The following is a 7,462-nucleotide window of genomic DNA, read 5'->3' as shown; positions in this document are numbered from 1 at the left end:
CTAATACACCTTTCTTATTTTTATCAATTTTTTTTGATGTAATTTCTTTATAGTCTTTATTAAAAACCTTATAAGATTTTTTATACCACTCACTTGATTTATAATTATAACCTAATACTTTAGCATATTTTTTTGATTCATCTATTAAGCCAATTTGATAGTTAATTTCTACAAGTCGGTGTAATGCTTCTTCTACAAAAATCGTTGTATCATATTTTTCAACAACATTTTTATATCTATTTAAAGCTGCAATCCACTTATTCTTCTTTTGATAATGTCTTGCTAAATACATTTCTTTTGAAGCCAACAAATCTTTTAATAAATCTAATTTAAATTTTGCATCAAGTGCAAAATCTGTGTTTGGATAATCTCTTGTAATTAGTTCAAACTTTTCTTTTGCGTTTATGATGGGTTGAGTGTCTCTTTTTTCATCCTCAATCATTTCATAGTAACAAATTCCAACCAAATAATGTGCATAAGCTATATTCTTGTCTTGTGGATATGTTTTTAAATACCTGTTTAAATTGGTCAATGCTTCTGAATAATAATTTTGCATATAATAAGAATATGAAGCCATAAGAGCTGATTTAGGGGCCCAAATAGATTGTGGAAACAAAAGTTCGGCTTCTAAAAATTTTTGTGCTGCATTATAAGTATCATATTTTCTAAGCTTTTCTAAACCTTCTTCGTATGCAAGGGTCATTTCTAATTCTTGACTTTTCTTTTTAATATTTTGAGTATTTGGTTCTTCTTTTGAACATGAAACTATGAAAATTAGAATGATTAATATTGATGATAATTTTGCGCTAATCATAAAATATATATATAGTTTTCGAAGATAATTTTAAAGTTCTATATAATCTAAGCTATAGATTTTAATAAACTTTTGTTAATTAAAGTATGAGGTAAATTACGTTCTTTAATTTCTATTATTGAAAAATTTTGACTATTCTTAAATACTTTTTTAAGTAATTCATTAGTAAGATAATGTCCACCTTTAGAACAAACAACACTTCCAATTATTCTATAACCTGAAGTAAATAAATCACCAATACAATCCAGGATTTTATGATTTACAAATTCTTTTGAATTTCTTAAACCACCTTCATTTAAAATTTTATTATCTTTAACAACTATAGCGTTATCTAAACTCCCGCCCTTGGCCAAACCAACTTTCTTAATTGCTTCTATATCTTCAAATAAACAAAAAGTTCTTGAATTAAAAATATCCTCTAGATTATCTTCGTAAACATTTATTTTATTATTTTGTTTTCCAATAATTGGATTTTCATAATTTAATTCAAAATTAATATCTAAGCTTAGTTTTGATGGCTCAATAGATATTGATCTATTTTCATGTTTGAATTCAACTTTTTTATTTATTTTAATTATTTTTATAGGAGCTTCTGAAATTTCAAACCCTGCTGGGATAATTTTTTCTATAAACTCCTTCGCTGATCCATCTAAAATCGGTACTTCTTCATTATCTAATTCTATGATCACATTGTCGATTCCAAGTCCAAATAGGGCTCCCATTAAATGTTCTATTGTTGAAACTTTAACACCAAATTCATTTGATATAGTTGTATTCAGCGAGGTGCTAGTCACATTTAAAAAATTTGGATAAACAATATTATTATTATGTAAATCTACTCTTTTAAATATAATTCCAGTATCTGGATTTGCAGGTTTTATTGAAACATTTATATTAACTCCAGTATGCAATCCAATACCGCTAAATGATATTGAGTTTTTAATTGTTTTTTGATTTAGATAAGACACGATAAAAATATAGATGAACTTTAACGTTTAATGAAAACAACAAATGTTACGGTAAAAAACAATACTAACTAAATAGTTGAAAAAATTTCTCAAAAAAACCTTTATTTTTTTGAATTTTTGGAACTAATTGCACTTCATTTAAATTTGAACCTTCCAAAATTTTACAAATCATTAATGGAAATTCAATTGTTTGGCCTTTAAAGAAATTCATAACATATTTCTTATGTAGATATTTATTTATCTTTACTTGATATTTTTCTAATACTTTTTCCAAATGATATGACAAACTATCTGGGATTGAAGTGAAGTTTATAATTAAACTTAATTCCTCTGCTAAAATTTCTTTTTCAAAATGATCAAAATTTCTTCCATCAATTAAATAATTGTTAATAATCATATGAATTATTTTTTGATCTTTATGGCTTTTTTGAAATAATTCTTTTGCTTCCATTAGCAAACTTTTAATAGCTTTATAATTTATATTTTGATTATAACTTTTTTTTTTAATTCCAATTTGTGTTTGGAATATTTTTTCATTTTCTATTATTATGGATATATTTTTAATAAATTTACCATTTAACTTTTCTATTTTAATAATATTTTCGTCAAGAAAACTACCTAAACTTACACGATCTAAAGAATTACAATTTATTGAAATTTCATTACTAAATAACTTTTTTAATTTATCTTTATCAAATAAATAAATTTCATATTTATTTTCTGAAATACATAGATAGGTTTCGGTGATATTTTCTTCACTCATTCAAAATAATTTGATTTTTAATTCTAGCATCGATAATTTTTATATTTGAAAACTTTTTATCGTTTAAAAATTCAAATAGATAGTCTAGTGAAATATCTACAGATCTCTCAGGTAATTTTAGTATTTTATTATTCTTAAATTCTATATCCCATCTTTTTGATGGAAAATAATATAAGTTTTTTACTTGGTCATACTCAAATTTAGATTTATCAAAAATTTTTTTGAATTCCAAAAACTCATCTACATTTGGTTTTCCAAAAATAAATGGCAGTTCATCACTGCCTAGATAGTTATCTAAAAGTTTTCCATTTGATCCAATAATAAAAGTATTTCCATCTATGTTAATTTTTGCAAGAAATTTTGTTTTAACAATATAAATTTTTATAGACGATGGATAATTTTTAAAAACATCATATTTGTCAACCAGAGGATTACTATCCAATATTTTTTTAATTTTTTTGCTATCTAGAAAAAATATATTATCTAATTTTAGATCAGAGATCTTTTCAATAATAATTATATTTTCTTTATTTTCGAAACCATCGACATTAATTGACTTAATTTTATTTATCTCAATATTTCTAAGATTTATATTGTTAATCGATCCAAACATAATAAGTAAAAAAAAATAAAAAATACTTTTTTTACCTTTTCTTAAATGCATCTTTTAAAATCCACTCAATTAATTTTATAAAACTTATTCCTTGATATAATGCTATTTCAGGAACGAGAGATAATTTGGTCATTCCAGGTTGAGTATTTATTTCTAGTAAATAAAATTTTCCATTATAAAATTTAAAATCTGATCTTGTTACTCCACTGCAGCCAATAACTTTATGAGCTTTTAAAGCTATATTGAGAACATCCTTTAATTGTTTTTTTGGTAAATCAACTGGAATTAAATGCTGCGTTTTTGCTTTTGAATTGTATTTTGCTTGATAATCATAAAATTTTCTTTTTGGCTTTAATTCTATTGCACCTAATTTTTTATTTCCCATAATTGCAACTTGAATTTCTCTCCCACCTATAAACTGTTCAATCATTATTTTCTTGTAATTTTTAATTGAATTTAAAGTTTTAATTAAATTGGTTTTATTGCAAATATAAACGTTTACACTTGAGCCTTCGTTAAAAGGTTTTACGACGACTGGAAACTTTAACTTACGATTTATTTTATTTATTAATTCTGAATTTTTTAAGTTATATGAATAAGAAAAAAACTTTGGAGTGTTAATTTTATTTTTAATGAACAGTTTTTTTGAAATTTCTTTGTCCATAGCTATAGCTGATGGAATTACTCCTGAATGAGTATAAGGAATATTAAATTTTTCTAGGATCGTTTGGATATAGCCGTCTTCACCAAATTGACCATGTAATGCATTAAAAATTACATTTGGTTTAAAATTTTTTATATTTATTTCTAGATTTTTATCTGGTTCAGATATTTTCACATTATAATCATTTTTTTTTAATTCTTTAGCTACCTGTAACCCTGTATCAAGACTAATTAATCTCTCTTTTGAAATTCCTCCAGATAATATAAGTATTTTTTTTTTCAATTTATTCTAATATTTTTATTTCTGTTTCTAATTTAATACCTGTTTTTTTAAATACACTATCTGAAACAAAATCAATTAATTTTTTCATATCCTCAAACTTAGCATTACCTTTATTAACAAAAAAATTACAGTGTTTTTCAGAGATACATGCATCTCCAAATGATTTATCTAGTGAAACTGAGTCTTTGATTAATTGCCAAACTTTTTTATCTGACTGTTCTATTGGGTTTTTAAAAGTACTTCCGCTCGTTTTTATTTTAGTTGGTTGAGTTTTTTCTTTTTTCTCTTTAAGTAACTTTATTTCATTTTTTATAATATCTTTTTTTTTTTTAAATCCTTTAAATGATGCACTTAAAAAAATAAGATCATCTGCTAAGTTGCTACCCCTATATTTAAAATTTATATCTTTAGAAGGTATTGTAATCACTTGTCCTGACTTACTAAGAGCCTGAATAGAAATTAAAATATCTTTAAACTCTCTATTAAAACACCCTGCATTCATTTTTATTCCACCACCAACTGAACCAGGAATACAAGATAGAAATTCAAAACCACCTAGGCTATTTTCCATTGCAAATTCTGACAGTAATTTATCTTTAACTGCACTACCTGCTATAATTATTTCATCATTTAGTAATGAAATATTATTAAAATTATTTGTGAGTTTGATGACAACTCCATTGAATTGTTTATCCGAAATTAAAGTATTGGAGCCAGCTCCTAGTACAAATATTTTTTCATCACGCGGAATTTTTTTTAGAAATTTAATTAATTCTTTTAAGTTATTTGCATTATAGTAAGCTTTTGTTTTACCTCCTATATTAAACCAGTTTTTTTTTTTCAAATCATAATCTAGCTTTAAATTATTGCTAAATTCCTGAATTAAATCTTTTACATCAATTTTCATGATAATAATTTAGGCATTTCTCGCATCCAACTCGAAATAGTCCCCGCGCCCATTCCTATAACAATTTTTTTTCCATATATATTTGCTTTAATAAATTTTGCTAGTTGAAATCTGTCATCTACTAAAAATAACTGAACTCTTGAGTTTTTAATTATTTCTTTCGCAAAATTTATATAATTAAATCCAAGTTTTAACTTTTCTCCAGCAGTATAAATTGGAAACAAGATAACTTTATCTGCATTTTTAAAAGCGTAAGTAAATTCTTTTTTTAAGTCTTTTAATCTTGATATTCTATGTGGTTGAAAAATACATATTGTTTCATAATCTTTATAAACATTTTTTACACCATCTAGTACTTCTTTGATTTCTGTAGGATGATGGGCATAATCATCATAAAAATCTACATTATTAAAATTAAAAATTTTATTAAATCTTCTTTGAACCCCTTTAAAATTATTAAGTCCTTTTTTTATATTATTTATTGGGAGACCGACAGTTAAAGCTAATGCAGCTGCAGCTACTGAATTTTTAATATTATGAATTCCTAATAAAGGAATTTTGAATTTTTTAATTAATTGATTTTTTTTATTTGGTAATTTTATATTTAAGTCAAACTCAGAGTACTCTTTTAATTGTTTTATATTTTTAATGCAAAAATTAGATTTGATATCCATGCCATATGTATAGAAATTTTTATTTTTAATTTTTTTAATTAAATTTTTGTTATTTTTGTCATCTAAACAAATAAATGATTTTCCAAACGAGGGGACTTTATTAACAAAATTTTCAAAATATTTATTTAATTTATCCATAGTGCCATAATAATCCATATGTTCTCGATCTATGTTGGTGATGATTGAGTATGTTGGGGGTATGTAAACAAAACTTCCATCAGACTCGTCTGCTTCTAATATGGACCAATCACTTTTTCCAAGCTTTGCGGAATTATTAATCGAATTTATTACTCCACCATTGATGATTGTGGGATCAATTTTTGTCTCTTGAAATATAGAAGCTATCAATGATGTTGTTGTAGTTTTACCGTGCGAACCAACGACTACAATATTTTTTGTTAAAGAGACAATGTTGGCTAACATTTCGCCTCTTTTATATATGGGTAATTGTTTTTTTTTGGCCGCAAGAAGCTCTGGATTATTTTTTTTAATAGCAGAAGACACAACTAGGATTGTCCCCTTTTCTATATTTTGTTTCTTATGTCCAATGAAAACTTTTATTTTTTCTTTTCTTAATCTTTCAATATTTTTATTATTTGCAATATCGCTACCTTGAATTTTAAAACCTTTACCTTTCATTATAAGTGCTAAGCCACTCATACCTATTCCACCTATTCCTACAAAGTGTATAAGTTCTGTTTTTGCTAATTTAATTTTCATTAATAATTTTTAATATTTTTTGATTAACATTATTCCATGTATTTTGATAATTTAATTTCTGTAAATTATTTTTTTTTGTCATGTAATCCTGACTTTTATTTGTCAATTTTAATAAAAATTTCTCAAATTTTTGTTCGTCAAAATTTATTTGATCAATTATCCAACAACAATCCTGATCCTCATAATATTTTGCGTTTTCATACTGATGATTATCTTTTGATGACGGAAGTGGTATTGCTACAAATGGAATATTTAAAAAAGATAGTTCAGCTAAACTTGAGGCACCTGCTCTCGTTATGCATAAATCTCCCTGTTTTAAAACTTCATTAAGATTATGATCAAAACTGAAGACTCTACTTTCAATATTATTTTGAGAATAAAAATTTTTTAAAAAATTTATATTTTTCTCATTTGTTTGATGAATAATTTTTATAGAAACTTGTTTTGATATACTCACAAAAGATTTATTTAAAAGGTTATCAAAAATTTTTGCACCCTGACTACCCCCTATTATTATAATCGTGAATAAATTATCATATTTTTTATACGCACTAGTCTCATAATATTCTTTTCTTATCAAAGGTTTAATAGTAGTTAATTTGTGATTAATTCCAGACGGTAAATTAATTAAATTCTTTGAATAACAAATTAATTTTCTTGAAAAGTTTAAAAAAAATTTATTTGCTCTTCCAAGAACCATATTTGGTTCAATTAAATAAATCTTTATGCCCAATATTTTTGCTGCTAAACATATTGGCAAAGACATATAACCACCTGTAGAAATTAAAATTGAAATATTATTATTTTTTAAAAGAAAAAATGATTTAACAGTTAGAAAAAGTATTTTTAAAAATGAAAATGGAAGTAAAAAATAATTATTTAATTTTGGAGTATTAATTACGAACACTTTGTAATTCCTCTCTAAATATGCAAGACCTCTTATATCAGTAGAAATCAAAGTTTCATGCGTATGCTTTAAATGATTATAAATTGTAATTGCTGGTACCACATGACCCCCAGATCCACCAGTAGAAATTAAAACTTTTTTTTTCATTTA

8 protein-coding genes are annotated in these 7,462 nt (G+C 24.5%); all 8 read right to left on the bottom strand.

Annotated features, from left to right (window positions below; genetic code table 11):
• Positions 1-814, bottom strand: an 814-nt coding sequence (locus ACTT9R_RS03685; RefSeq protein WP_440926704.1) for an outer membrane protein assembly factor BamD, incomplete at its 3' end; no start/stop codon positions are given.
• Between the two features lie 47 nt (positions 815-861).
• Positions 862-1,782 (bottom strand): UDP-3-O-acyl-N-acetylglucosamine deacetylase, encoded by a 921-nt coding sequence (gene lpxC / locus ACTT9R_RS03680; protein ID WP_440926703.1) that lies wholly within the window; start codon positions 1,780-1,782, stop codon positions 862-864.
• Between the two features lie 64 nt (positions 1,783-1,846).
• On the bottom strand, positions 1,847-2,545 hold the full coding sequence (locus ACTT9R_RS03675) for a hypothetical protein (protein ID WP_440926702.1): 699 nt from the start codon (positions 2,543-2,545) through the stop codon (positions 1,847-1,849).
• Positions 2,538-3,158 carry a cell division protein FtsQ/DivIB gene (locus tag ACTT9R_RS03670; protein ID WP_440926701.1) on the bottom strand — a complete coding sequence of 207 codons (621 nt, stop codon included), beginning with the start codon at positions 3,156-3,158 and terminating at the stop codon, positions 2,538-2,540. Before ACTT9R_RS03670 ends, ACTT9R_RS03675 begins: the two co-directional genes overlap by 8 nt.
• 31 nt (positions 3,159-3,189) lie before the next feature.
• The gene (locus ACTT9R_RS03665; RefSeq protein WP_440926700.1) at positions 3,190-4,104 is read right to left on the bottom strand and encodes a D-alanine--D-alanine ligase; all 915 of its coding nucleotides are present in this window, start codon (positions 4,102-4,104) and stop codon (positions 3,190-3,192) included.
• Position 4,105: 1 nt separating this feature from the next.
• The gene (gene murB / locus ACTT9R_RS03660) at positions 4,106-5,011 is read right to left on the bottom strand and encodes a UDP-N-acetylmuramate dehydrogenase (RefSeq protein ID WP_440926699.1); all 906 of its coding nucleotides are present in this window, start codon (positions 5,009-5,011) and stop codon (positions 4,106-4,108) included.
• Positions 5,008-6,405, bottom strand: a complete 1,398-nt coding sequence (gene murC / locus ACTT9R_RS03655; RefSeq protein ID WP_440926698.1) for a UDP-N-acetylmuramate--L-alanine ligase — start codon at positions 6,403-6,405, stop codon at positions 5,008-5,010. Before murC ends, murB begins: the two co-directional genes overlap by 4 nt.
• Positions 6,395-7,459: a UDP-N-acetylglucosamine--N-acetylmuramyl-(pentapeptide) pyrophosphoryl-undecaprenol N-acetylglucosamine transferase gene (locus tag ACTT9R_RS03650; RefSeq protein ID WP_440926697.1), complete on the bottom strand. Its 1,065-nt coding sequence runs from the start codon at positions 7,457-7,459 to the stop codon at positions 6,395-6,397. Before ACTT9R_RS03650 ends, murC begins: the two co-directional genes overlap by 11 nt.
• Positions 7,460-7,462: the final 3 nt, after the last annotated feature.

This window comes from Candidatus Pelagibacter sp., from assembly GCF_052049835.1.
GTDB lineage: Bacteria > Pseudomonadota > Alphaproteobacteria > Pelagibacterales > Pelagibacteraceae > Pelagibacter.
This window is presented reverse-complemented; position numbering and strand designations above follow the sequence as displayed.

What these genes read in the sequence shown, in the direction of transcription:
- ACTT9R_RS03675 (WP_440926702.1), bottom strand. Translation starts at nt 2,545, where the DNA reads ATGAGTGAAGAAAATATCACCGAAACCTATCTATGTATTTCAGAAAAT.
- ACTT9R_RS03670 (WP_440926701.1), bottom strand. Translation starts at nt 3,158, where the DNA reads ATGTTTGGATCGATTAACAATATAAATCTTAGAAATATTGAGATAAAT.
- murB (WP_440926699.1), bottom strand. Translation starts at nt 5,011, where the DNA reads ATGAAAATTGATGTAAAAGATTTAATTCAGGAATTTAGCAATAATTTA.
- murC (WP_440926698.1), bottom strand. Translation starts at nt 6,405, where the DNA reads ATGAAAATTAAATTAGCAAAAACAGAACTTATACACTTTGTAGGAATA.
- ACTT9R_RS03650 (WP_440926697.1), bottom strand. Translation starts at nt 7,459, where the DNA reads ATGAAAAAAAAAGTTTTAATTTCTACTGGTGGATCTGGGGGTCATGTG.